General features: G+C 70.0%; 22 protein-coding genes. 2 read left to right on the top strand and 20 right to left on the bottom strand.

Annotated features, from left to right (window positions below; all coding sequences use genetic code 11):
- Positions 1–11: 11 nt before the first annotated feature.
- From ACFY10_RS12300 to ACFY10_RS12350, 11 genes are all read right to left on the bottom strand, one after another.
- Entirely contained in the window at positions 12–1,460 is a 1,449-nt protein-coding gene (locus ACFY10_RS12300) for an alpha-amylase family glycosyl hydrolase (protein WP_390665015.1), read from the bottom strand.
- Positions 1,457–4,192 (bottom strand): glucosidase, encoded by a 2,736-nt coding sequence (locus ACFY10_RS12305; protein ID WP_390665016.1) that lies wholly within the window; start codon positions 4,190–4,192, stop codon positions 1,457–1,459. The genes ACFY10_RS12300 and ACFY10_RS12305 overlap by 4 nt, the downstream gene beginning before the upstream one ends.
- Before the next feature lie 98 nt (positions 4,193–4,290).
- The gene (locus tag ACFY10_RS12310) at positions 4,291–5,589 is read right to left on the bottom strand and encodes an ammonium transporter (RefSeq protein ID WP_390665017.1); all 1,299 of its coding nucleotides are present in this window, start codon (positions 5,587–5,589) and stop codon (positions 4,291–4,293) included.
- A 102-nt stretch (positions 5,590–5,691) separates the two neighbouring features.
- Positions 5,692–6,306 (bottom strand): helix-turn-helix domain-containing protein, encoded by a 615-nt coding sequence (locus tag ACFY10_RS12315; RefSeq protein WP_390665018.1) that lies wholly within the window; start codon positions 6,304–6,306, stop codon positions 5,692–5,694.
- A gap of 9 nt (positions 6,307–6,315) precedes the next feature.
- A complete protein-coding gene (gene solA, locus ACFY10_RS12320) occupies positions 6,316–7,404 on the bottom strand; it encodes an N-methyl-L-tryptophan oxidase (protein ID WP_390665019.1) in 1,089 nt (362 codons plus the stop codon).
- Positions 7,401–8,720 (bottom strand): FMN-binding glutamate synthase family protein, encoded by a 1,320-nt coding sequence (locus ACFY10_RS12325; protein ID WP_390665020.1) that lies wholly within the window; start codon positions 8,718–8,720, stop codon positions 7,401–7,403. The genes solA and ACFY10_RS12325 overlap by 4 nt, the downstream gene beginning before the upstream one ends.
- A gap of 134 nt (positions 8,721–8,854) precedes the next feature.
- Positions 8,855–9,529 (bottom strand): glutamate synthase, encoded by a 675-nt coding sequence (locus tag ACFY10_RS12330; RefSeq protein WP_390665021.1) that lies wholly within the window; start codon positions 9,527–9,529, stop codon positions 8,855–8,857.
- Positions 9,517–10,392 carry a glutamine amidotransferase family protein gene (locus ACFY10_RS12335; protein ID WP_390665022.1) on the bottom strand — a complete coding sequence of 292 codons (876 nt, stop codon included), beginning with the start codon at positions 10,390–10,392 and terminating at the stop codon, positions 9,517–9,519. The genes ACFY10_RS12330 and ACFY10_RS12335 overlap by 13 nt, the downstream gene beginning before the upstream one ends.
- A 43-nt stretch (positions 10,393–10,435) precedes the next feature.
- Positions 10,436–11,764, bottom strand: coding sequence for a type III glutamate--ammonia ligase (gene glnT, locus ACFY10_RS12340; RefSeq protein WP_390665023.1), 1,329 nt, complete (start codon positions 11,762–11,764; stop codon positions 10,436–10,438).
- 238 nt (positions 11,765–12,002) lie between these two features.
- Positions 12,003–13,430 (bottom strand): purine-cytosine permease family protein, encoded by a 1,428-nt coding sequence (locus ACFY10_RS12345; RefSeq protein ID WP_390665024.1) that lies wholly within the window; start codon positions 13,428–13,430, stop codon positions 12,003–12,005.
- A 22-nt stretch (positions 13,431–13,452) separates the two neighbouring features.
- Complete coding sequence (locus tag ACFY10_RS12350; protein ID WP_390665025.1) at positions 13,453–14,388, bottom strand: flavin reductase; 936 nt, start codon at positions 14,386–14,388, stop codon at positions 13,453–13,455.
- Positions 14,389–14,727: 339 nt separating this feature from the next.
- Between ACFY10_RS12350 and ACFY10_RS12355 the strand changes: the two genes are divergently transcribed.
- Positions 14,728–15,423 carry a GntR family transcriptional regulator gene (locus ACFY10_RS12355; protein ID WP_390665026.1) on the top strand — a complete coding sequence of 232 codons (696 nt, stop codon included), beginning with the start codon at positions 14,728–14,730 and terminating at the stop codon, positions 15,421–15,423.
- Positions 15,424–15,442: 19 nt separating this feature from the next.
- Here the strand turns inward: ACFY10_RS12355 and ACFY10_RS12360 are convergent, their stop codons facing one another.
- Entirely contained in the window at positions 15,443–15,937 is a 495-nt protein-coding gene (locus ACFY10_RS12360; protein ID WP_390665027.1) for a PaaI family thioesterase, read from the bottom strand.
- A gap of 101 nt (positions 15,938–16,038) precedes the next feature.
- Here ACFY10_RS12360 and ACFY10_RS12365 point away from each other — a divergent pair, with 101 nt between their 5' ends.
- Entirely contained in the window at positions 16,039–16,506 is a 468-nt protein-coding gene (locus tag ACFY10_RS12365; RefSeq protein ID WP_390665028.1) for a winged helix-turn-helix transcriptional regulator, read from the top strand.
- A 28-nt stretch (positions 16,507–16,534) separates the two neighbouring features.
- On the opposite strand, the gene ACFY10_RS12370 is transcribed toward ACFY10_RS12365, so the two are convergent.
- The 8 genes from ACFY10_RS12370 to ACFY10_RS12405 all read right to left on the bottom strand — a co-directional run bounded on the left by ACFY10_RS12370 (position 16,535) and on the right by ACFY10_RS12405 (position 24,712).
- Complete coding sequence (locus tag ACFY10_RS12370) at positions 16,535–17,986, bottom strand: amidase (protein WP_390665029.1); 1,452 nt, start codon at positions 17,984–17,986, stop codon at positions 16,535–16,537.
- Between the two features lie 129 nt (positions 17,987–18,115).
- Entirely contained in the window at positions 18,116–18,793 is a 678-nt protein-coding gene (locus tag ACFY10_RS12375) for a 4-carboxy-4-hydroxy-2-oxoadipate aldolase/oxaloacetate decarboxylase (RefSeq protein WP_390665030.1), read from the bottom strand.
- A gap of 9 nt (positions 18,794–18,802) precedes the next feature.
- Positions 18,803–20,002, bottom strand: coding sequence for an aspartate transaminase (locus ACFY10_RS12380; RefSeq protein WP_390665031.1), 1,200 nt, complete (start codon positions 20,000–20,002; stop codon positions 18,803–18,805).
- The gene (locus ACFY10_RS12385; protein ID WP_390665032.1) at positions 20,002–20,745 is read right to left on the bottom strand and encodes an SDR family oxidoreductase; all 744 of its coding nucleotides are present in this window, start codon (positions 20,743–20,745) and stop codon (positions 20,002–20,004) included. Before ACFY10_RS12385 ends, ACFY10_RS12380 begins: the two co-directional genes overlap by 1 nt.
- Before the next feature lie 70 nt (positions 20,746–20,815).
- Positions 20,816–22,135, bottom strand: coding sequence for an MFS transporter (locus ACFY10_RS12390; RefSeq protein ID WP_390665033.1), 1,320 nt, complete (start codon positions 22,133–22,135; stop codon positions 20,816–20,818).
- Between the two features lie 106 nt (positions 22,136–22,241).
- On the bottom strand, positions 22,242–23,222 hold the full coding sequence (locus tag ACFY10_RS12395) for a biotin-dependent carboxyltransferase family protein (protein WP_390665034.1): 981 nt from the start codon (positions 23,220–23,222) through the stop codon (positions 22,242–22,244).
- Positions 23,215–23,937 carry an allophanate hydrolase subunit 1 gene (locus ACFY10_RS12400; protein WP_390665035.1) on the bottom strand — a complete coding sequence of 241 codons (723 nt, stop codon included), beginning with the start codon at positions 23,935–23,937 and terminating at the stop codon, positions 23,215–23,217. The genes ACFY10_RS12395 and ACFY10_RS12400 overlap by 8 nt, the downstream gene beginning before the upstream one ends.
- The gene (locus ACFY10_RS12405) at positions 23,930–24,712 is read right to left on the bottom strand and encodes a LamB/YcsF family protein (RefSeq protein WP_390665036.1); all 783 of its coding nucleotides are present in this window, start codon (positions 24,710–24,712) and stop codon (positions 23,930–23,932) included. The genes ACFY10_RS12400 and ACFY10_RS12405 overlap by 8 nt, the downstream gene beginning before the upstream one ends.
- Positions 24,713–24,802: the final 90 nt, after the last annotated feature.

Genomic DNA, 24,802 nt, shown 5'->3' on the forward strand with positions numbered 1-24,802 from the left:
ACGGCCGCTGTTCAGGTCAGGCGCAGTACGTGGGCGTGCCAGGCGGGCAGGTCGACGAAGAGACCGGGGGCGAGCAGGGCGTCGCCGTCGCGGTCGTACGTCTGGTTCGTGAGCAGGTCGGTGAGTCGCTGGGGGCGGGCGGCCAGGTCGGGCCAGGGCAGGGGTACTTGTCCCTGGGCCGGGGTGTCGGAGTAGTTGACGATCACGAGGTGGCGGGTGTCGGGGCCGGTCCAGCTCCAGGCGAGCAGGTTGTGGTGGGTGTCGTTGTCCGGCCAGCCGGTGGTGGTGAGCAGGCGCCAGTCGCCGTCGCGTACGGCGGCCGCGGCGGCGATCAACTGGCTGTAGAAGGCGCGGAGTTGCTCGTCGACCGGTTCCTGTGGGCGGCGGGAGAGGAAGACCGGTGGGCGGACCTTGCGGCCCTCGAACTGGCCCTCGTGCCAGAGCGTCGCGCCGGGCAGGGTGGCGACGGTGACGGCGGCTGCGCGGTGGCGGGCTTCGGGGAGGGTGGCGGCGGCACGGGGTTCGTCGTGGTTCTCCAGGAAGCGGACCAGGCCGCGCTGGTAGGTGAGGTCGGCCTGGAGGTGGGTGCGGGTCGAGTCGGCGTCCTCGTGGAGGAGGCGGTCGTAGAGCCGCTTGTCGTAACAGTGGTCGAAGCCCTGGTGCTGAAGGGCCCATTCGAGGTCCCAGTACGCCTCGGCGACGAAGAGGAAGTCCGGGTGGCGGGCGCGGACGCGTGCGACGACGTACGGCCAGAAGTCGTCCGCGGGGGGTGGTCCGGCACGGTCTCCCCAGGTCTTGGCGAAGATGTCGTTCATCAGCAGCATCGCCATGTCGCAGCGCACGCCGTCCACCTGGTCACCGATGGTGACGAGGGTGTCGACGGCCGCGGTGCGCAGGTCGTCGCTGAAGGCGTTGAGCTGGACGACGTCGTGCCAGGGGGCGAAGTACGGGTCGCGGCCGTTGGCGTAGATGTGCCCGCCGACCTCGAGGAAGGCCTCGGGCGAGCGGGCCAGGTCCTCCTGGCTGCCCTTGATCAGGCGGTCGGGGTGGTCGGTGAGCCAGGGGTGGTCGGGGGCCACGTGGTTGGGCACGTAGTCGAGGATCAACCGCATGCCCCGGGCGGCCAGTTGGGCCCGGGCCTCGGCCAGGCCGTCGGGGCCGCCGAGGGAGGCGTCGACCACGTAGTTGCGTACGCAGTAGGCGGATCCGTCGATGTCCGCCTCGGTCAGGTCGGGCAGCGCCTGGCGGAACGACGCGAGCAGGGATTCGTCGCGCAGGGCGATCGCGAGGCCGGCCGGGCTGCGCTCCCAGACACCCATCAGCCAGACGGTGTCGATGCCGGGGCGGGCGATCTCGTCCCAGACCTCGCCGGGTACGTCGCCCAGGGTGACGGGGCGCCCGAACCGTCCGCTCAACTCGCCCAGCAAGACGAGGGTGTTGATCTCGTAGATGACGGTCATGACAGGGGTTCCTCCTCGCCCGCGCCCTCGAACCGTTCGTCCACGGGTCGCAGGGACTCGCGGCCGCCGCGGTGCCAGTCGTCGGCGCTGATGGCGTGGAACAGGGTCGCGGTGGCCGCCACCAGTCCGGTCCAGCCGGTCTGGTGGGAGGCGCCGAGGCCCGCGCCGTTGTCGCCGTGGAAGTACTCGTAGAAGAGGAGCAGGTCCTTCCAGTGCGGGTCCTTGGCGAACTTGGGCTGTGCGCCGTGGACCGGGCGGTGGCCGTCCTCGCCGGTCAGGAAGGTGGCGGTGAGCCGGTCGGAGATCTCGCGGGCGACCTCGTAGAGGTTCATGTGGCGTCCGGATCCGGTGGGGCACTCCACGGTGAAGTCGGGGCCGTGGTAGCTGTGCAGGTTGAGCAGGGCGCGGATCAGCAGGAGGTTCATCGGGAACCAGACCGGGCCGCGCCAGTTGGAGTTGCCGCCGAACATGCCGGAGTCGGACTCCGCGGGCAGATAACCGACGCCGTAGGTCTGCCCGTTGACGTCGAAGTGGTACGGGTGCTCGGCGTGGTAGCGGGAGAGGGAGCGGATGCCGTGCGGGCCGAGGAACTCGTCCTCGTCGAGCATGCGGGCCAGGATGCGGCGCAGCCGGTCCTCGCCGAACAGGGCGAAGAGGTAGCGGCCGTTCTCGTCGGCCGTCCCCAGGTCGTGCTGTTCGACGACGGCCTCGACGGCCGGGTGCCGCCTGATGAACTCCCTTGCCCCCTCGACGAGTTCGGGGAACGTCCGGTCGGCGCGGCCGCCGATCACGCTGGTCGCCGCGAGCGGTATCAGGCCGACCAGGGACCGCACCTTGAGCGGGGTGGCGCTGCCGTCGGGCAGCCGCAGCACGTCGTAGAAGAAGCCGTCCTCCTCGTCCCAGAGGCTGGCGTTGTCCTTGCCGATGCGGTTCATGGCGACGGCGATCCAGGCGAAGTGCTCGAAGAGCATCTGCGCCTGCTCGACGTAGACCGGGTTGTCGACGGCGAGTTCGATGGCGATGTCGAGGAGGTTCTGGCAGTACAGCGCCATCCATGCGGTGCCGTCGGCCTGGTCGAGCTGGCCGCCGGTGGGCAGGGGCGCGCTGCGGTCGAAGACGCCGATGTTGTCGAGGCCGAGGAAGCCGCCCTGGAAGACGTTGTTGCCGTCGGCGTCCTTGCGGTTGAGCCACCAGGTGAAGTTCTTGCTCAGCTTCTGGAAGGCGTTCTCCAGGAAGGCGCGGTCGGCCCGGCCGGTGCGGTGCTTCTCGAGTTCGTAGACGAAGAGGACCGCCCAGGCGTGCACGGGCGGATTGACGTCGCCGAAGTTCCATTCGTAGGCGGGGATCTGGCCGTTGGGGTGCAGATAGAGGCGGCGTAGGAGCAACTCCAGCTGGCCCTTGGCGAAGCCGATGTCGACCATGGACAGGGCGAGGGTGTGGAAGGCGAGGTCCCAGGCCGCGAACCAGGGGTACTCCCAGGCGTCGGGCATCGACATGACCTCGTCGTTGACCATGTGGTACCAGGCGCTGTTGCGGATGTTCGGGTCGGCGGAGAGCGGGTCGACGCCGTGCTCGGCCAGCCAGCGTTCGACGTCGAGGTAGTAGTACTGCTTGCTCCACAGCATCCCGGCGAGCGCCTGGCGCACCAGTCGGCGCTCGTCCTCGCCCATGCCGTCGGGGACGACGTCCTCGTAGAAGGCGTCGGCCTCGGTCCGGCGTGCGTCCATTGTGTCCGCGAACTCCGCCCAGGGGGCGGCGAGTTCGGTGTCGGACAGGCGCAGACGCAGGGTCGCGCTCTCGCCGGCGGGGATGGTCAGGGTGTGGTGGAGGGCGGCCTTGGTGCCGGTCTGCGCGGGGTTTACGGCCGTGGTCTCGCCGTGGACGACACAGCGGTGGATGCCGTCCTTGACGTACGGGGTGCTGTTCCGGCTGCCGAAGATGCGCTCGTTGTTGGTCTCGTTGTCGGTGAACAGGGCGGGGGTGTCGGGGTCGAAGTAGAGCCAGCGGGGGCCGAGTTCCTTGTGGTCGGCGCGGATGGCGTCTGCGGTGCGGTGCAGGCTCGGTACGGCGGTGCCGCCGGCCCAGGACCAGGTGTGCCGGAACCAGAGCGTCGGAAGGAGGTGGAGGGTGGCCTCGTCGGGGCCGCGGTTGTGCGCGGTGATCTCGATCAGCAGGTCTTCCGGTCCCGCCTTTGCGTACTCGACGAAGACGTCGAAGTAGCGGTCCTCGTCGAAGATGCCGGTGTCGAGCAGTTCGTACTCGAAGTCGCGGCGGCCGCGGGCCTTGTTGGTGTCGACGAGGTCGCCGTAGGGGAACTCGCCCTGCGGGTACTTGTACAGGTACTTCATGTACGAGTGGGTGGGCGTGCTGTCGAGGTAGAAGTAGTACTCCTTGACGTCCTCGCCGTGGTTGCCCTCGGCGTTGGTCAGGCCGAACATCCGTTCCTTGAGGATCGGGTCGCGGCCGTTCCACAGGGCGAGCGCGAAGCACAGCCGCTGCTTGTCGTCGCTGATGCCGGCGATGCCGTCCTCGCCCCAGCGGTAGGCGCGGGAGCGTGCCTGGTCGTGGGTGAAGTACGACCAGGCGTCGCCGCCGGGGCTGTAGTCCTCCCGGACGGTCCCCCACTGGCGCTCGCTGAGGTAGGGACCCCAGCGGCGCCAGGCCGCCCGGGAGGCGTCGGCCTCCGCCAGCCGCTGCCGCTCGGCGCCCACCGTGCCGCTGTCCGCCGCCATCGCCGCCTCCTTGGGAGTCCCTGCCGACCCGGCATTGCTCCCAGACTCGGGCGTCCCGGGCGGGCCCGCAATGGCTGGGCGGCGGAGGGGTTGCCTCCCTATCCGGCGGTGACGGCGGCAGCCGGCGCCGGCTCCGCGACCGGCGGATGGGCGAGGTCGTAGGCGCTCTCCGCGTGCAGGTGGACGTCGACGCCGCCCTCCTCGACCTCGGGACGCACCCGCAGGCCCATGGTCTTGTCGAGGGCCTTGGCGATCAGCCAGGTGACGCCGAAGGAGTACGCCAGGACGGCGAAGGCGCCCACGGCCTGCTTGCCGAGGAGGCCGAGACCGCCGCCGTAGAGCAGTCCGTCGACGCCGTTGGGGGCGTCGGAGGTGGCCAGCACGCCCACGAGCAGGGTGCCGGTGATGCCGCCGACCAGGTGGATGCCGACGACGTCGAGGGAGTCGTCGTAGCCGAGCCGGTACTTGAGGCCGACGGCCAGCGCGCAGACCGCGCCGCCGATCGCGCCCAGCGCCAGTGCGCCGAGCGGTGAGACGGCCCCGCAGGACGGGGTGATGGCGACCAGGCCGGCGATCGCGCCCGACGCGGCGCCGAGGCTGGTGGCGTGGCCGTCGCGCAGCTTCTCCACGACGAGCCAGCCGAGCATCGCGGAGCAGGTCGCGGTGAAGGTGTTCAGTACGACGACCGAGGCGGCGTTGGACGAGGTGAGCGCGGAGCCGCCGTTGAAGCCGAACCAGCCGAACCAGAGCAGGCCCGCCCCCAGCATCACCAGGGGCAGGTTGTGCGGGCGTTCCTGGCCGCCCTCCTTCTGCCAGCCGATGCGCTTGCCGAGGACGAGGATCACGGCGAGGGCCGCCGCGCCGGAGTTGATGTGGACGGCCGTGCCGCCCGCGAAGTCGATCGCGCCGAGCTTGTTGACGATCCAGCCGCCCACGACGCCCTTGCCGTCGAAGGCGAACACCCAGTGCGCGACCGGCAGATAGACCAGCGTCACCCAGATGCCGGTGAAGGTCATCCAGGCGCCGAACTTGATGCGGTCCGAGATCGCACCGCAGATCAGGGCGGCGGTCAGCGCGGCGAACAGGGCCTGGAAGGCGGCGAAGACCGAGAGCGGGATGACGGCCTTCGGATCGTCCTTCATTACGCCGCTCATGCCGAAGTACTCGGTGATGTCACCGAGGATTCCGGCCCCGCCGATCGAGTCGCCGAACGAGGCCGAGAAGCCGTAGACGACCCAGATGCAGCCGACCAGGGCGACCGAGCCGAAGGTAATCATGATCATGTTGAGGACGCTCTTGGCGGCGACCATGCCGCCGTAGAAGAGCGCGAGGCCCGGCACCATCAGACAGACGAGTGCCGTGCTCGCGAGCATCCAAGCGGTACTTCCGGTGTCCATGCGCACACTCCGCAGAGAAGTCCAGCCGAGGGAAACAGTGTTTCACCGCAGTAGACCGAAGGTGCGTTACAGGACAGCTCCGTGGCTGATTAAGCCCGGGTTTCAGTGCTGGGGGCTGTCCCCGAAGGCCGTCACGGTGAGGAAGCGGATGGGGAGTTCGAGCAGCGTCTCCGGGCCGTGCGGGGCCTCGCCGTCGAACTGGAGGGCGTCGCCGGGGTGCAGGGTGTAGCTGGACTTGCCGTGGCCGTAGACCATGACGCCTTCGAGCATGTAGAGCAGCTCGGTGCCGGCGTGCTGGAAGAGCGGGAAGACCTCGCTCTCCTCGGTGAGGGTGACCAGCAGGGCGTCCATCCGCTTGTGGGCGCCCCGGAGCGAGCCGAGCTGGGCGTACTCGTGGCCGACCCTGGTGCCCCGCCGCACGATCCGGGCGCCGTGGCCGGCGGGTACGAAGACCGCCTCGCGTTCGTCGTCCATGCCGCGGAACAGGGCGGTGACCGGCACGTCGAGACCGCGTGCGAGCCGGGAGAGGGTGGTGAGGCTGCACGCGGTCTGGGCGTTCTCGATCTTCGACAGCATGGCCTTGGAGATGCCGACCCGCTGCGCCATCTCGCCGACCGAGACCCCGGCCGCCTGCCGGTACTCACGGGCCCGGACCGCAATGATGCGCTCCAGGGCCTTGTCGTCGGCTTCCGCTGCGGGTTCGGGGTGCTCGGTCACCGGCGCATCCTATGCCGAGCGCCCCAGCCGGAAGCGGGGGTGGGGCTCGGCGCGGCCGGTCGCGAGGTCGGCGGCCATGGCCCCTATGAGCGGAGCGAACTTCGCGCCGTGTCCGGAGCACGGGGAGACGACGACGAAGGGGCCGTGCCGGTCGAGGAGGAAGTCCTCGTCGGGGGTGGTGGTGTAGAGGCAGGTCGCTTCCGCGGCCGGGTCGGGATCGAGGCCCGGGAGACGGTCGCGGACGAAGCCGCTCACCCGCGTCCGCGACGACGGATCGACGACCCCGCTGCGGGTGCGGGCGGTGGTGGGGGTGCCGCGGTCGTGTTCGGCGACCTTGACCGTGGGCAGCGGGCCGCCGTCGCTGCCCGACGGCAGGCCGTAGAGGTGCAGCGCCCCGTCCCAGATCAGCGTCGGCCACTGCACGGACGGATCCCGCTGCCGGAAGTGGAAGACCTGCTGCTGTGTGACCTCCAACGGCGGCAGCGGGACGGGCAGTTCGAGCTCGGGCAGCCAGGGGCCCGCGGCGATCACCACGGTGTCCGCGACGACCTCGTGTCCGTCGTCGGTGCGCAGGAGCACCCGCTCGCCGCCCTGGACCTCGATGCCGGTGACGCGCGCACCGATGATCGCCTGCGCACCGTGCTCGATCGCCCGCCGTACGCAGGCCGCGACGGTCTGGTCGGCGTCGACCACGCCCGCGTCCGGGTGGTACAGCACCGGGCCCGTGATGCGGATGTACGGCCAGCGCTCCGAGGCCTCTTCCGGGCCGAGGAGTTCATGGGGCACTCGGGCAGCGGCGAGGAGTTCGGCAATCGCCTTCGGGTCGCGCTCCTCGCCCATGTCGAGGCCACCGGTCCTGCGCAGCAAGGGAGTCGAGCTGTCGTCCTCCAGTTCCCGCCACTGCTCGTACGCCTGCCCGGTCAGCCCTACGTAGAAGGGGTCGGCGTACGCCCGCCGGATGATCCGTGAGCTGCCGTGCGAGCTGCCGTGCTTGTGGCCGATGTCGTACGCCTCGATGAGCGTGACCTCGTGGCCGCGCCGGGCGAGTTGCCAGGCGGTGGCCGCGCCCATCAGCCCGGCACCTACGACGGCGATCACAGACCCTCCCCGGGGATCCAGTTCGTACCCGCGAGCGGGACGCGGGCCATGGCGGCGGACTCGATGGTAAGGGCAACCAGGTCCTCGGGCTCGAGATGCAGGAGGTGGGCCTTGCCACAGGCCCGGGCGAGGGTCTGGGCCTCCATGGTCATCACGCGGAGGTAGTTCGCGAGGCGGCGACCGGCCTCGACCGGGTCGAGGCGGGCGGCGAGTTCCTCGTCCTGGGTGGAGATGCCGGCCGGGTCGCGGCCGTCCTGGTAGTCGTCGAAGTAGCCCGCCGCGGAGCCCAGTTGACGGTACTCGGCGTCGTACTTCGGGTGGTTGTCGCCGAGCGCGATCAGCGCGGCCGTGCCGACGGCGACCGCGTCCGCGCCGAGCGCGAGGGCCTTGGCCATGTCGGCGCCGCCCCGGATACCGCCGGAGACGATCAGCTGGACCTCGCGGTGCACGCCCAACTCCTGCAGCGCCCGCACGGCTTGGGGCAGGGCGGCCAGGGTGGGGATGCCGACGTGCTCGATGAAGACGTCCTGGGTGGCGGCCGTGCCGCCCTGCATACCGTCGACGACCACGACGTCGGCGCCCGCGTGCACGGCCAGCTTCACGTCGTAGTAGGTCCGGGTCGCGCCGACCTTCACATAGATCGGCTTCTCCCAGTCCGTGATCTCACGGAGCTCCAGGATCTTGATGGCGAGGTCGTCGGGACCGGTCCAGTCGGGGTGGCGGCAGGCGCTGCGCTGGTCGATGCCGATGGGCAGGGTGCGCATGCCGGCGACCCGTTCGGTGATCTTCTGGCCGAGCAGCATGCCTCCGCCGCCGGGCTTGGCGCCCTGGCCGAGGACCACCTCGATGGCGTCGGCGGCGCGCAGGTCGTCGGGGTTCATGCCGTAACGGGACGGCAGGTACTGATAGACGAGGTGCTTGGAGTGCCCGCGCTCCTCCGGCGTCATACCACCGTCGCCCGTGGTCGTGGACGTACCGACCTCGCTGGCACCGCGCCCGAGGGCCTCCTTGGCCTGGGCGGACAGGGCACCGAAGCTCATGCCGGCGATGGTGACGGGTGTCTTCAGGTGCAGGGGATACTTGGCGTGCCGGGTACCGAGGACGACGTCCGTGTCGCAGCGCTCGCGGTAACCCTCCAGCGGATAACGGGACATGGAGGCACCGAGCAGCAACAGGTCATCGAAGTGCGGGAGTTGGCGCTTGGCCCCCCAACCGCGAATGTCATAGATACCGGTCTCGGCGGCACGCTGGATGGCGTGGATGGTGGCGCGGTCGAAGGTCGCGGACTCACGCAGACCGTGGGATGCGGGTTCCAAGGTTCAGCTCCTAACAGGCGGGTTGGGGCGCCCCCGGTTTTTAGGGGCGCGGGGCTGTATCGATATGCGGCTCCGCCGCGCGGGCGCGACCAGCCACAGCAGGCCCGCAGACAAATAGCGGCCTCCCAGCGGAGCTAATACGCCGCCGTGTTGTCGACCTTGAAGTGGTACAGCGCCCTGGCCGACCCGTACCGGCGGAACTCGGCCGGGTCCTCGTCCCGCTCGGCCGCCTTCAGCAACTCGGCCAGCTCCGCGAGGTGTTCGGCCCGCATCTCCTTCTCGACACAGTCCGCGCCGAGCGACTTCACCGTGCCGCGGACATAAATCCGGGCCTCGTACAACGAGTCCCCCAACGCATCCCCCGCATCACCACAGACCACCAACCGCCCGGCCTGCCCCATGAACGCACTCATGTGACCGACGTTGCCGCCGACGACAATGTCCACGCCCTTCATGGAGATACCGCACCGCGCAGACGCATCCCCGTCGATGACCAGAAGCCCCCCGTGGGCGGTGGCCCCGGCCGACTGGGACGCGTTGCCGCGCACCCGCACCGTGCCGGACATCATGTTCTCGGCGACTCCGGTGCCGGCGTTGCCGTGGACGGTGACCGTGGCGCGCTGGTTCATGCCGGCGCAGTAGTAGCCCACGTGCCCCTCGATGTCGACGGCGAGATCCTCCCGGATGCCGCAGGCCACGGCGTGTGCGCCACGGGGGTTGAGGATCCGCCAGGCGGTCGCGCCCGGGGCGTGCAGAGCCTGGTTGAGCTCCCGCACCGGGGTCTCGGCCAGGTCGATCAGCGTCGCCATACGTACACCTCTTCCGGCTCGGGTTCGAAGATGCGGGCGTTCTCGATGCCCGGCAGGACGTCCAGCGCCCGGTACTCGGAGGCCATCGCGACCCAGTCCGCGGTCTCCGCGACCAGCGCCGGCTTGCAGGCGATGGCGTCGCGGACGACGGCGAAGGAGTCGCCGGTGGACACCAGCAGCGTGTAGAAGCCGTCGAACCGCTCGCACAGCAGCCGCAGCGCCTTCTCCAGGTCGGCGCCCTGTTCCAGCTGGTGGGCGACGAAGCGCGCGCCGACCTCGGAGTCGTTCTCGCTGTCGAACTCCACACCCTGGGCGCGCAGTTCGCGGCGGATGGTGGCGTGGTTGGCGAAGGACCCGTTGTGGACGAGGCACTGGCCCGGCCCGACGGAGAAGGGGTGGGCGCCTTCGGGGGTGACGGCGGACTCGGTGGCCATGCGGGTGTGGCCGACGCCCTGCCAGCCGGTGACGGTCGGCAGCCCGAAGGCCTCGGCCAACTCCACCGGATTTCCGGTCCCCTTGAGTACGGCCATGTCCGTGCCGGAGCCGATGACGGTGGCGTGCGGCAGCGCATCCGCGACGACCGCGAGCAGGCCGGTGATCGACAGATCCGCGTGCACGACCGTGGTGGCGTCGGCCCCGACGGCCACCGCACCGGGCAGCGCCGCTTCGGCCTCGGCGGGCGTGACGCCGAGCAGCGAGACGACGGCGCGCCCCTTCGGCGAAAGGCGCGGATCACCGTAGACCGCGACACCGGCCGAGTCGGGTCCGCGCTCGACGACCTGCCCCAGCATCGCGGTCAGCAGCTCGCCGAGCCGTGGTTCGAGTGAGGGCTCACGCAGATGGAGCCCCACGATTCCGCACATCTCAAGTCCCTTCAGAAGGCGGTCGGATGACGTCGGACGACGGTCAGAAGGCGGTCAGGTAGCGGTCCAGCTCCCAGGGGCCGACCGTGGCGTGCCAGTCGAAGAACTCCTCGCGCTTGAGGTCCGCGAAGTACCGGCTCACCCCGGTGCCCGCCGCGTCCAGCGCACCGCTGATCACGTCGTCGGCCTGCAGCGCCTCCACGGCGTGCAGCAGGGTGGGCGGGAGTTCCGGGCCCTTGCCGGCCGCGCCGGGCTCGCCCGGGTCGAGGCCGCGTTCGATGCCGTCGAGGCCGGCGGCGAGGGTGGCGGCTGCGGCGAGGTAGGGGTTGGCGGCGCCGTCTCCGCCGCGCAGCTCGATGCGGTTGCCGTCGGGGACTCGGACGAAGTGGGTACGGTCGTTGCCGCCGTAGCCCGCCAGGCGGGGCGACCAGGTGGCGCCGGAGCGGGTGGAGACCGCACCCGTGCGCTTGTAGGAGTTGACCGTCGGCGCGATGACGGCCTGCAGCCCCCGCGCATGCTCGACGATCCCGGCGACGAAGGAGTAGGCGAGCGGGGACAGGCCCAGGCCTCGCCCGTCCGTGGGATCGGGGAAGGTGGGGTCCTCTCCGCGCCACAGCGACATGTGCAGGTGCATGCCGGTGCCGGTGCGGTCGGTGAACGGCTTCGGCATGAACGTGGCGGTCATGCCGCGCTGCTCGGCCAGCACGGACACCAGATACCGCATGGTGATGACCCGGTCGGCGGTGGTGAGGGCGTCGGCGTGCTTGAAGTTCTGCTCGAACTGGCCGTTGCCGTCCTCGTGGTCGTTGGCGTAGTTGCCCCAGCCGAGGGAGTTCATGGCACTGGAGACCGCGGTGAGGTGGTCGTACATGCGGGTCAGCCCGCGGGCGTCGTAACAGGGCTGGGCAGCGGTGTCCTTGGCGTCGGCGACGCTGAGCACGCCGTGCTCGTCCCGGTTGACGAGGAAGTACTCGACCTCGGCACCCACCGACAGGGACAGCCCCTGCTCGGCCGCCCGCTCCAGCAGCCTGCGCAGGATGACGCGCGGGGCGTACGGCCAGGGTTCGCCCTCCACGTACGGGTCGCAGTGGACGAGGGCGAGGCCGGGCTTGATGAACGGGACGGGTGTGTACGACGAGACGTCCGGCCGGGCGATGACGTCGGGGTCGCTGGGCTGCTGGCCCAGCGCGCCGGCCGCGTACCCGGCGAACCCGACGCCCTCGTCGCGGAGTTCCTCGACGGCCTGGGCCGGGACGAGCTTGGCGCACGGCTTGCCGGTCAGGTCGACGAAGACGGCCAGCACGAACTCGATGCCGTCGGCGCGGACCAGCTCGGCGAGATCGGGGGTGTCCGCTTCGGGGTCGGTCGTCATGGGGCCCTCCCTGCTCGATACCGGATGTCCACTGTGATTAATCGTTGTTGCATACGAGTAGACACTCCCGGCGTTACGGAGAGATTTCCGCCGTGGAAGGTCCCCGTAAGCCAGGGGGCAGGCCCGTAGTCAGTGGCAGGTCCGTAGCCTGCGGCAGACCCGCAGCCAGTTGCGGGTCCGTACAGACCGAAGGGCCGGGCCCCGCCCCGAAGAGGCGGAACCCGGCCCTGATTCACCGTCAGGAGACGGCGGTGGACGGCTCGTTGGCGGTCAGATCGGGCGAGCCGCCCGACGCATCGCGCACCCACAGGGGCTTGAGCCGGTAGGTGAGCAGGTACAACACCGCACCCGCGCCGGCGGCGACGAACATGCTCAGGTCGCCCGCGCCCGGGAACGCCTTCGAGAACGGGCCGGTGTAGAAGCTGGACTGCCAGAACGGCACCGAGGCGGCCACCCCGCCGGCCCAGGCGACGAAGCCCCAGTCCAGCACCCGGCGCCGGTCGTACAGCTCGGCGATGCGGGACGGGTCGGAGCGCCCGCCGAGGTAGAAGTCGAGCAGCAGCACGGCCGCGAAGGGGGCGATGAAGTAGGCGGTGAGGTTGAGGAACACCTTGAACTTGGCCTCGGTGCCCGACTCCCCCCACAGGCTGATCGCGTAGGCGAGCAGACAGATGACGGTGACCGCCTGGGAGCGGCTGACCGGGATCTTCAGGGTCTGGACGGAGATGGCGCCGCCGTAGACGTTGAGGAAGTTCTGCGCCAGGGCGGACAGGCCGACGGCGAGCAGGGCGGGGATCGCGAAGGGGCCGGCCAGCTGGTGCAGGGCGGTGATCGAGTCGGAGCTGGTCGCGCTGCCGCCGACGACCACGCCGAGGATGCCGAGCCAGCAGATGGTGACGAAGTTGCCCAGCCCGGTGTACCAGGCGGTGCGCGTGACGACCTCGGGGGTGTCGGGCAGGTAGCGGGAGTAGTCCGAGGCGAAGGGCGCCCAGGCCACCAGGAAGGACAGGAACCAGCCGCCGAAGGTGACCCAGCCGCCGGTGGAGCCGATGTAGCCGGACGCCTTCGGGTCGGCGTGGAAGAGGCTGCCGCCGCGCACCACCGCGGCCACGGTGATGAGGAGGAACAGCGGGGTGAGGACGTAAGTGAGCACCTTCTGGAGGTAGTTGATCATGTTGTAGCCGTAGATCGACACCACCAGCTCGACGGCGGTGAGTACACCGGCACACAGCCAGAACGGCAGATGGGTCAGTTCCGCGAACGCCTTGCCGCCCAGGATGACCGTGACCGCCGCCCAGCCGACGCCGGCGAAGACGTTGATGTAGGCCACGGGCAGGAAGTTGCCGAAGAAGCCGAGCGGGCCGCGGGCCTGGATCTGCTGCGGCACACCGAGCCGTACGCCCATCCGGGACATGACGGCCATCAGCAGCGAGCCGAGCGCGGCGCCGATGACGATGGCGGTGACGGCGGCGGAGAAGCTCAGCCCGAACCAGGCCGCGCTGAAGCCGAGCAGGATGATCGGGAAGTTCAGGCCGGCCGCGAACCACACGAAGAACTGCGAACTCGGCCTGCCGTGCCGTTCGTTGTCGGGAATGTGGTCGACACCGAACGGCTCGACCTTCGTGACCGCGCTGCCGTAGACCGGCGCCGGTGTTCCTTCTGTCATGGCGTGCTCCTGAGGGAGAGAATCACCACGGCAACGGCGCCGTGTGCGAGATGTCGAAGAAGCCGCCTCCGCTGTAGACCAGCGGGGCGAGGTCGTCGTGGCGGGCGGAGACCACCCGGCCGGTGAACACGGTGTGGCTGCCGGCCTCGAGCCGTTGGCCGATCCCGACCTCCAGCTGGGCGCAGGAGCCGTCGATCAGCGGAGCCCCGAAGCCGCCCGGCGTCCAGCTGACCTGGGCGAACTTGTCGTCGCCCTTGGAGGCGAAGATCTTCGCCACATCCAGCTGGTCGGCGGCCAGGATGCTGATGCCGAGGTGGCTCGCCCGGTGCAGGGCGGGGTGTGTGGCCGAGCTGCGCTGAACGCAGACCAGCACCATCGGCGGGTCGAGGGAGATGCTGGAGAAGGCGTTGACGGCCAGTCCCTTGGGTGTGCCGTCGTCGTCCGTGGTCACCACGGTCACGCCGGTGATGAACTTGCGGTGCACCCCGCGTACGAGATCCGGGTCCGCGGCGGCCCGGTGGCCGGTGGTGATGATCCCGAGCGCCTCCAGGAGCTGGCGGGAGTCGAAGGTCACCCACTCCTCGGCGACCGACGGCCCGTCGAAGCGGGCGAAGGTCGCACCGGACACCTCGACGGGCCTTCCGGTGGGCGGCACGCCGAGGAAGGCGCCGGTGTGCCGACCGGTACTGCGCCACTGGATCGCCAGCCGGTCGCCGTCCTCGACGATGTCCTCGATCTCGGTGCGCAGGTCGGGGAAGGCCCGGCGCACCGCACGGATGGAGTCCTTGAGCTGGTCACGGTCCTGCGCGGCGGACGCGGGCCCGCGACGGCGGACATAGGCGGGACTGAGCAGGTCGTCCAGGGCTTCGACCTGCCCGTGGTCCCAGGCGGCCCGCCACGCGGAGCGGACCCGGGAGGTCCGGTCCGGCGCAGCGGTGCCGTCAAGAGTGTGGGTCATGGTGGGTCCTCAGTCAGCTCTTGTATGGCAGAGGACCGTAAGGAGGGGGTAGGGCGCTGTCAACACCTCGCGCAAAAAAGCCGTGCAATTACTGGGGTGACGATCAAATCCACAGGTCAGACTTGTTTCCGGGCCGTTACCCATTGACGCTGCCGGTCCGGACTCCTAGCCTCACTGCCATGGCACAGCGGGAGAGCGAAGGTCATGGGATGCGGTTCTCGACATTCCACGCCCTCGGAGCGCCGGGGCGGCTCCGCATCCATGAAGCGCGTTGCATGGCAGCCGTCGGCGACGAGGACGGTTGACGTCGAACGGGCGGGCACATTACGTTCACGTACCATGCAAGAACCCACGGGACGGGCACGGAAGCCGTTGCAGCAGACCAGCATGCAGGCCAGGGTCGCCGAAGAGCTGCGCCAGATGATCATCTCCGGTGAGCTGCCGCCGCGCTCCAGCCTCTCCGAGATGGCGCTGTCGGAGACGTTCGGCGTCAGCCGCACCCCGATCCGCGAGGCCCTCAAGCAGTTGCAGATCGAGGGGCTGGTGGAGGTGCGGCCCCGGGTCGGCACCTTCGTGGCCGTGCCGTCGCGGCGGGAGATCACCGAGCTGTTCCAGATGAAGGAGCTGCTGGAGGGCGCCGCGGCGCGACTGCTGGCCCTCCGGGGCAATGTGCCCGAGGTGGAGCGCCTGGCCGAGAACATGCGCGAGGCCGACGAGGCCGTGCGCAAGGGGGACGCCGAGCAGTATGCGCAGCTGGTGCACGAGTTCCACGACCTGCTGGTGGCCGGCGCCGACAACACCAAGCTGGAGGCGCACTACCGCACGCTCATGAACCAGCTCGCCTACGCGCGCCTCGTGCGAACGTCACTGTCCCAGCCGGGCCGGCTCAGCGAGTCCGACCACGAGCACCACCGCGTCCTCGACCTGATCCTCGCCAAGGACGGCGACGGCGCGGAGCGCGTGATGCGTGAGCATGTGCGCCGCAGCCATCAGGCCCTGATGGCCGGCATGGACGACCGGCAGCAACAGGGCTGAGCGGGACGGGAGTCGGGCCTCAGGCGCCCGGCACCGGGAACAGCATGCAGCTGCTGGTGGCGTGCGCGAGGAGGCGGTCCGCCGGGTCGAGGAGCTGCGCCTGGGCGAGTGCGGTGCGCCGGCCGCTGCTGACGACGCTGCCGACCGCGCGGACCTTGCCCGTGTCGGCCGTGATCGGGCGCAGGAACTTCACGGTCAGGTCGAGCGAGGTGTAGCCCATGCCCTGCGGCAGGGTGGACTGCACCGCGCAGCCGGCCGCCGAGTCGAGCATCGTCGCGTAGATCCCGCCGTGGACGCTGCCGATGGGGTTGTAGTGCTCCTCCCCCGGCACCAGCGAGAACACCGCGTGCCCGTGGTCCACCTCTTCGAGATCCATGCCGAGCGTGGCGGCGATCGGCGGCGCGGGCAGCCGGCCTGCAAGGATCTCGCGGAGGAAGTGCAGGCCGGAGCCCTGCCCGACGGTGGCCGCCGAGATCGCGGGGTCGTCCCAGTCGTACGTACGAGAGCGTTCCATGCGGCTGCGCTTCCTCCCTGACCCTCTGGCTATGTTTCTCGAAGCTAGCTGTCCATTCAGCTGACTGTCAATGTCGAAGCCAGGTGTCCTACCATGGCGGCATGAAGTGGCTCGAGATGAGCACCGAGAACTGCACGGTCCAGCGCACCCTCGACCTGGTCGGCGAGAAGTGGACGCTGCTGCTCCTGCGCGACGCCTTCAACGGGGTCCGCAGGTTCGACGACTTCCGCCGCCATATGGGGCTGTCGGAGGCGGTCCTCTCCGACCGGCTGCGCAAGCTGGTCGCGGCCGGGATCCTGGCCACCGTCCCCTACCGGGAGCACGGCAGCCGGACCCGGCACGAGTACCGCCTCACCCCCAAGGGCCGCGATCTGTGGCCCGTCCTGGTGGCCCTGCGCCAGTGGGGCGAGACCTACGTCGGCGATCCCGAAGGCCCGGTCCTGGACATCCGCCACCGCGACTGCGGCGCCCCGGTGCGCGTCGTCGTCGAATGCCCCGACGAGCACACCGCGCTCTCCCCGACGGAGGTCACGGTGGCGCCGGGACCGGCGGCGCGCCCGCGGGCCTAGTGTCCGCTGCCGAGCGGCGGATGTTGCCCTATTTCGGTGCCTGGAAGCCGCCGATCTTCTGCTCGAGCAGTTCGGCCAGCCGCAGCGGGGTGCGGTCCTCGAACATCGGACCGATGAGCTGCACTCCCACCGGCAGCCCCTCGGGGGACCGACCCGCTGGAATGGCGGTGGCGGGCAGGCCCGGCATGGTGGCCAGACCGGCCCAGACGAGCTGGTCGAGGTACGGGTACCCGACGCCGTCGATGTCGATGCGGCGGTCTCTCGAATCAGGGTTGTGGTCGTGCGGGAACGCGGGCGTGGGCGTGATCGGACACACCACGGCGTCGAACTCGGCGAAGAGCTGCCGCCAGTCGTGGCGGTGGAGCTCGCGACGGTTGTTCGCCTCGAGCCAGTCGCGGTGGCTGAACACCATGCCGCGCAGCCGCGCCGCATCGAGACTCCGGTCGTCTGCGCTCAGTGCGGCGGCGTGGGTCCGCAGCTGCTCGTACGCTTCGTCGGGAAAACGTGCAGTGATGCTCGAGAACAGCAAGTGCGTGTAGAGCACCGCGGCTTCGGTCAGATCGGGCAGCAGTGGACTGTGCCGTTCGACGCGGGCGCCGCCGTCGACGAGCGCGTCGGCCACCCGGTGCACGCCCGCCCGCACAGCGGACCCGGTCGGAATGAGCGGATGCTCGTCGAGGACCAGGACCCGGAAGTCGCGGAGCTGCTCGTGGCGCGCGGGCGGCAGCGTCAAGTCGTGCGCCACACCGAGCGTCAGCGGGTCCGGCCCGGCCATCACGTCGAGCAGCAGCGTGAGGTCGCGGGCAGTGCGCGCCATCGGACCGACGACGGCGAGGTCAGGCTCGGCCGGCAAGGCCGGCGCGGGCGGCGGGACCATACCGCGCGGCGCCGCCAGCCCGAGTGTCGGCTTGTGTGCGTAGACACCGCAGAAATGTGCGGGGGTGCGCAACGAACCGCCGATGTCGGAGCCGATGGACAGCGCGCCGAATCCGGATGCCAGGGCCGCCGCTGATCCGCCGGAGGATCCACCCGGCGTGCGACCGTGATCCCACGGGTTGTTGGTGGTGCCGTAGATCTCGTTGAAGCTCTGCACATCTTGCAGCCCCAAGGGCACATTGGTCTTGCCGAGCACCACCGCGCCTGCCGCCTTGAGCCGCGACACCTGCACCGCGTCCTCGGCCGGCAGGTAGTTCCGGTGCAGCGGCATGCCCCAGGTCGTGGGCAGCCCGGCGACGTTGTAGGACTCTTTGACCGTCACCGGAATGCCGAGCAGCGGCCGGTCCTCACCGCGGGCGCGCGCCTGGTCGGCACCGCGCGCGGCGGCCCGTGCACGGTCGAAGTCCGGCACACAGATCGCGTTGATCGCCTTGTCGTCCCGCTCGATACGGGCTATCGCCTCGTCGGTCAGTTCCGCCGAGGTCACTTCACCGGCACGCAAAGCAGCCGCGAGTTCTTCGGCCGTCTGAAATATCCACCCCATGAATCCGACCGTACCGGCCTGTGGGAGAGGCCATGAAATGCCGCTTCGCGCAACGGGATTGATGGCTCATACGTACAGCGGGCGCGTCGACGCCTGGCGGAACGCCTCCCGAGCTGAAGGACGAAAGCCTCAGTGGCCGTCGATGACCAGCCCCTTCGCCTCCAGCACCGCGGCGAGGTTGCTGACCTCGATCACACTCTTCCCCGAGCGGTAGGCGGCGATGTAGGCGTCCTCGGCCTCCACCCGCTCCTGGGACTTGCGGATCACGTCGGCCACGTCGTCGCGCCGGACGACCACCACGCCGTCGGCGTCCGCGCGGATCACGTCTCCCGGGTTGACGATCTCGCCGCCGATCAGGACCGGTTCGGCCATCGGGCCGACCGTCTCCTTCACCGTGCCCTTCATGCAGACGCTGAACGAGAAGACGGGGAAGCCGAGTTCGCGCAGTTCCTGGGTGTCGCGGACGCCGGTGTCGGTGACAAGTCCGCCGAGTCCCTTGGCGACGCAGGCGTTGGCGAGGACGTCGCCGAAGGAGCCGGCTTCCGCGTACTCGCCGGCCGAGACCACGATGATGTCGCCGGGCTGGGCATGGGCGATGGCGACCTGCAGCATGATGTTGTCGCGGGGAGCGCAGCGCACCGTGAAGGCCGGGCCGCACAGGGACATCGCGGGGTCGACCGGCTTGATCGTCGAGTCGAGGGCACCGAGGCGGCCCTGTGCCTCGTGGATGGTGGCGGCCGAGTACTTGCCGAGCTGCTCGACCAGTTCCGGGTCCGGCCGGTCGAACTTGGTGTTGACGCGGATCATGTCGCTCCTTCAGGACAGGTCGGCGCAGGCGCGGGCGATCGCCTCGCAGGCCCCGGTCAGGACGTCGGTCGAGGTGGCGAAGGAGATGCGGAAGTAGCCCGGCGAGCCGTAGGCCGCGCCGTGGATCACCGCCACCTGCTGCGATTCGAGGAGGTGGCGGGCGAAGTCCTCGTCGGAGCGGATCTCCTCGCCCGCCGGTGTCCGTTTGCCTTGTACGCCCGTGCAGTTGACGAAGGCGTAGAAGCCGCCGCTGGGCGGTGTGCAGGACAGGCCCGGGATGTCGTTGACGAGCTTCACCGTCAGGTCGCGGCGCGCGCGGTAGGCGGCCACGCATTCGCGTACGAAGGCCTGGTCGCCGGTGAGTGCGGCGGCGGCCGCGGCCTGGCTGACCGACGACGGGCAGGAGGAGATCTGCGACTGCAGAGCGTTGACGGCCGCGATCAGTTCGGCGGAACCGGCGCCGTAGCCGATGCGCCAGCCGGTCATCGCGTACGTCTTGGAGACGCCGTTGGTGAGGAACACCCGGTCGGTCAGGCGGGGTTCGACGGCGGCGAGGCTGGGGACCTCGCCGGGCTCGTACCAGATCTCGTCGTAGATCTCGTCCGTGAGGATCTGGATGTGCGGGTGCTCAAGCAACACCTCGGCCAGGGCGGTGAGTTCGGCCGTGGTGTAGGCGGCTCCGGTGGGGTTGCTCGGAGCGTTGAGGATCACCCAGCGGGTGCGGTCGGTGATGGCCGACTCCAGCCGCCGCGGGGTGAGCTTGAAGCCGTCCGTCTCCGGGCAGTCGACGACGACCGGCGTGCCGTCGTTGGCGAGGACCATGTCCGGGTACGACACCCAGTACGGGGCCGGGATGATCACCTCGTCGCCCGCGTCCAGGGTGGCCATCAGCGCGAGGAAGATGACCTGCTTCGCTCCCCCGCCGACCGCGATCCGGTCGGCCGGGTAGTCGAGTCCGTGCCGTTCCTTGAGTTTCTGCCGTATGGCAGCCCGGAGTTGGGGGGTGCCGTTGACCGGCGTGTACTTGGTGTCGCCCTGCCGGATCGCCTCGATGGCGGCGGCCTTCACATGGTCGGGGGTGTCGAAGTCGGGCTCGCCCACGGTGAGGTCGAGGATCCGGAGCCCCTGGGCCTTGAGTTCGCGGACGCGCTGGGCGGCCGCGGTGCTGGGCGAGGGCTTGATGCGCCGTACGCGCTCGGCGGTCGTCATCAGTCGTTCCGCCTCTCGAAGTTGAGGCCGCCGGGCACCTGGAAGGTCGGCAGGATCTCCACGTGGCCGATGTTCACGTGGCGCGGGGAGCCGACCGCGAACTCGATGGCGTCGGCGATGTCCTCGGGTTTCAGGGACTCGTAGCCGTCGTAGAACTGGCGCTGGGCCTCCTCCATGTCGCCGAGGAGACGGCCGAAGATCTCCGTCTCCACCCGGCCCGGGCAGATCTCGGTGACCCGGATGCGACGGCCGTACCCGTCGACCCGGAGCTGGCGGGAGAGCGTGTGCACGGCCGCCTTGGTGGCGTGGTAGATCGTGTTGCCGCCGAAGTTGTAGACGCCGGCGATCGAGCTGATGTTGACGATGTGGCCGCGGTCGCGTTCGACCATCCCCGGCATGAGGAGCCGTACGAGATGCAGTACGGCCTGGATGTTGACCGCGATCTGCTCATCGACGGCGAACTCGTCGGCGGTGAGGATGTTTCCGGTGCGGGAGACCCCGGCGTTGTTGACCAGGACGTCGATGTCGAGGCCGCTCAGGGTCTCGGTCAGGGCCGCGGTGTCGGTGATGTCGACGGCGTGCGGGATGCAGCCCGTGCGCCGGGCGAGGTCGTCGAGCCGCTCGGCGTTACGGGCGATGGCATGGACCTGGAGCCCTTGTTTGGCGAGCCGTTCGACGACCACCGCTCCGATTCCGGTGGAGGCACCGGTGACCAGGGCGGTCCTGTAGTCGGAAAAGGGCATGGGGATGTACTCCTAGAGAGTTCCGGAGAGATGTGGGGGGTGGTGTGAGGGGTGCTGAGGAGATGGGGATTTACGCGTCGCGCAGCGGCAGATGTGCCCTGTCCTTCACCCGGGACACGGCGAGGAGCGTGCCGAGGGCGGTGACGACGGCGTAGAAGGCGGGCATGTTGGTGTTGCCGGTCTTGTCGATGAGGTACGTCATCAGCAGGGGCGCCGTGCCGCCGAAGAGGGCGGCGGAGACGTTGTAGCCCAGGCCGTAGGCGGAGTAGCGGACCCGGGTGGGGAAGAGCTCGACGAGCAGGATGTGGATGACGCCGGTGTGCCCGGCGAAGATGACCGCCATGATGCAGGCGCCGAGGATGGCGAGGGGAACGCTGCCGGTGCCTATGAGCAGGTAACAGGGAATTCCCGCTACGGCCATGGCGATTGCGGCGCCCGCGAGGACCTTCTTGCGGCCGATACGGTCGGAGAGGCGGCCCATGTACGGGATCGCGATCGAGATGGCCACCAGGCTGGTCGCGGTGACGAGCAGGCCCTGCACCTTGCTGAAGTGCAGTTCGGTGTTCATGAAGGTCGGCATGTAGCTGAACAGGACGTAGTAGCCGGAGCCGTTCATGAGCGGGATGAACAGGGCGAGCAGCATCGCGCGGCGGTGCTCGGCGGAGGAGAAGGCCTCCTTGAGGGGGTTCTTGGACAGGCCGCCGCCTTCTTGCAGGCGGGTGAAGTTGGGGGTGTCGCTGATCCGCTTGCGGATGTAGATGCCGGTGATGCCGAGCGGGATCGCGAGCAGGAACGGGATGCGCCAGCCCCAGGCCTCCATGCGGTCGGCGCCGAGGCCGCTGGTCATGGCGGCGGCGATCAGCGTGCCGGTGAGCAGGGACAGGAACGAGGCGATCTGGGCGTAGCTGGTGTACTGGCCGCGCTTGCCCTCCGGGGCGTGCTCGGCGAGGAAGCTCATGGCGCCGGAGGCCTCGCCGCCGACCGAGAAGCCCTGCGCGACGCGCAGCAGGATGAGCAGGACGGGCGCCGCGACGCCGATGCTCGCGTGCGAGGGCAGGATGCCGATGGCCGCGGTCGCGATGCTGATCAGCATGATGACGAAGACGAGCATGCGCTGCCGGCCGATGCGGTCACCGAGGTGGCCGCAGATGATGCCGCCGAGCGGGCGGAAGAAGAACGAGACGGCGTAGCCGATGAAGACGAACTGGACGGCGGTCGCGTTGTCCGAGCCGGGGAAGAAGACCGCGGCCAGGGTCCCGGCCATGAAGCCGAAGATTCCGTTGTCGTAGAGCTCGGCGAAGATGCCGACGCAGCCGGCGAGGGTGACTTTCCTCGCCGTTCTCGGGTCGACTGTGTTGGGTACCGGCTGAGCGGCGGCCACGGTACTCATGGCGTCTCCTGTCTGGAGGTGGGACGGGGAGGGGGTGCTCACGGCTCGGTGCGGGTGTCTGATCCAGGGGGCGGTGCGGGTTACGTGGGGGGACGGGGATGGCGGCTTACGGGGGGACGGGGATGCGCAGGGCGCCGAAGACCGTGTGTACGCGTGCCTTGAGGGCGTCGACGGCGTGGCGTTGGGCCCGGTGGGCGGTCACCGCCTCGGTGATGCTGCGGTGCCGGAAGCGCAGGGACTGGCCCGGCCGAACCTGCCCCAGTACGGACAGACCGGTCGCCGTGACGACCGCCAGGACCGGGTAGCCGGCGGTCACACCGCGGCCGCGGTGCAGGACGAGAAGCTCGTCTCCGGCAGGGACCTCCACGGCGCCGACCGGGACACCGCGGGAGAGCACCTCGCCCCTCGCCACCCGCCGCGGCACGTCGCCGCCCAGGCGCAGCCCGATGTGGTTGCTCTGCGCGCTGACGGTGTACGGCGACCGGAAGAGCCGTTCTGCGGTTTCACCGAACTCGGCGCGGTCTGGGCCGTCCGTGACGTCGATCGTCCATGTGGCGTGGAAGCGCGGAACCGGGGCCTTCAGGCGAAACAGCGGGAGGCGGAAGTGCGGGTGGTCGAGGGGCGGGCAGGGGGTGCGCAGGCCGACTTCGTCGCCGTCGCGCAGGGTGTGGCCGAAGCCGAGGATCGTGTCCGGTGCACAACTGCCTTGCAACATCGGGGTGTTGAGGGAACCGAGCACAGCCAGGTAGACGCGGATGCCGAGCCGTATGCCGGTGATCCGGATCGTCTGGCCGCGGCGCACCGAGACGGGCTCCCACTGGGGGTGCGCGACTCCGTCCACGGTCAGATCCGCGGGTGCGCCGGTCACGGCCACCAGCACATCGGTCGAGGGGGTGCAGCTGAAGTCCAGGGCGGTGATCTCGATCAGCGGCGCGCCCTCGTCGTTGCCGCACAGCACGTTGGCCACGCGGGCGGAGTGCTGGTCGAGGGCGCCGTTGACGGGGAGGCCGTGGCGCGAGCGTCCGAAGCGGCCGAGGTCCTGCACGGTGGCGAGACCGGCCCGGTGGACGGTGAGGGTGTCAGCCATGGGCCGCCGCCAGGGGTACGCCGACGTGGTCGTCCCACTCGTCGGGGGTGATCGGCCGGAAGCGGAAGGTGTCGCCGGGCCGGTACGGGGTGAGCGGGTCGGCGTCGAGGTCGAGCACGGACAGCGGCGTACGGCCCAGGAGCGGCCAGCCGCCGGGCGACGGCATCGGGCAGATGACCGCCTGCCGGCCGGCCACCGCGACCGATCCGGGCAGGACGCGTGTGCGTGGCGAGGCCAGCCGGGGGACGGGTTTCGGGAACGCCGGGCCGTCCATCATCGGGGCGCCGGCCGGTGCGCCGAGACAGCGGACCGTCAGGTCGGCACCGGAGTGCAGTTCCACGACCTCCTGCTCGGTGAGCCCCAACTGCTCGGCCACGACCGGCAGATCGGGACCGTGCTCACCCCCGTAGACCACGGGAACCACGAACCGCCGTGCCGCAACCGCCCGTTCCGGATTCTCGCCGAGCCGGTCGGCCTCGCGCCGCAGCACCCGCCGTACCGTCTCGTGGTCGGTGCCCGCGCAGTCGAACTCGACCAGCAGCGCGTCGTACGTGGGCACGATCCCGTGCACCCCGTCGAGGCGGACCGCGTCGAAGGCGTCGGCCAGGGCGTGCACGAGCTGCCAGTCGCGCTGTGCGTCGCCGCTCACGGCCCGGGCCACGACGGCCGAGTCTCCGCAGTCGACGATCACGAGGTCGCCGTCCGTGTCAGGCATCGCGGCCGTCCAGGACGTCGGCGAGCGGCGTGATCTTGATGTCGGCGGCGAGCAGTTCCTCGCGGATGCGGTGGGCGAGGGCGATGGCGCCGGGGGTGTCGCCGTGCAGCAGCACGGTGTCGCAGCGGACGGGGATGTCCTGGCCGCCGACGCTGCGGATGACGCCTTCGGTGACCATCCGGACGGTCCGCTCGGCGATCTCCTGCTCGTCGTGGAGGACGGCGCCGGGCTCGCTCCTGGGCACCAGCGTGCCGTCGTCGCGGTAGGCCCGGTCGGCGATCCCGACGATGCCGACGCGCAGGCCACGCGCGCGTGCCGCGTCGGCGAGTTCGCCGTCCTGGGCGAGCACGATCAGCGAGGGGTCGAGGGAGGCGACGGCGTCGGTCACCGCGGCCGCGTAGTCCGCGCGGACCGCGACCAGGTTGCCGAGCCGTCCGTGCGGGGCGACGTGCTGCACGCGGGTGCCGTGCGCGGCCGCGAACGCCTGCAGTGCGCCGACCTGGTAGAGCACGTCGGTGCGGACCTCGTCCGGGGACAGGTCCATCGCGCGGCGGCCGAACCCGACGAGATCGGGGAAGCTGGGGTGCGCGCCCACGGCGACGCCTCGCCGTACGCAGTGGCGGACGGTGGCGTCCATGATCCGCGGGTCGCCGGCGTGAAATCCACACGCGATATTGGCCGAGGTCAGCACGTCGAGGAGGGCCTCGTCATCGCCCATGGTGTAGGCGCCGAAACCCTCGCCGAGGTCGGCCACGAGATCGACCGTGTGGGTCATGGGTTTCCTCCAGAAAAAGGAAGGGAACGGCGCCTGCAAGGCCGTCGGAAATTCATTCGTAACGCGCGGGGGCTGCCCGGCGTAATATGC

Origin of the sequence: Streptomyces sp. NPDC001401, assembly GCF_042895385.1 — a bacterium.
Taxonomy (GTDB): domain Bacteria; phylum Actinomycetota; class Actinomycetes; order Streptomycetales; family Streptomycetaceae; genus Streptomyces.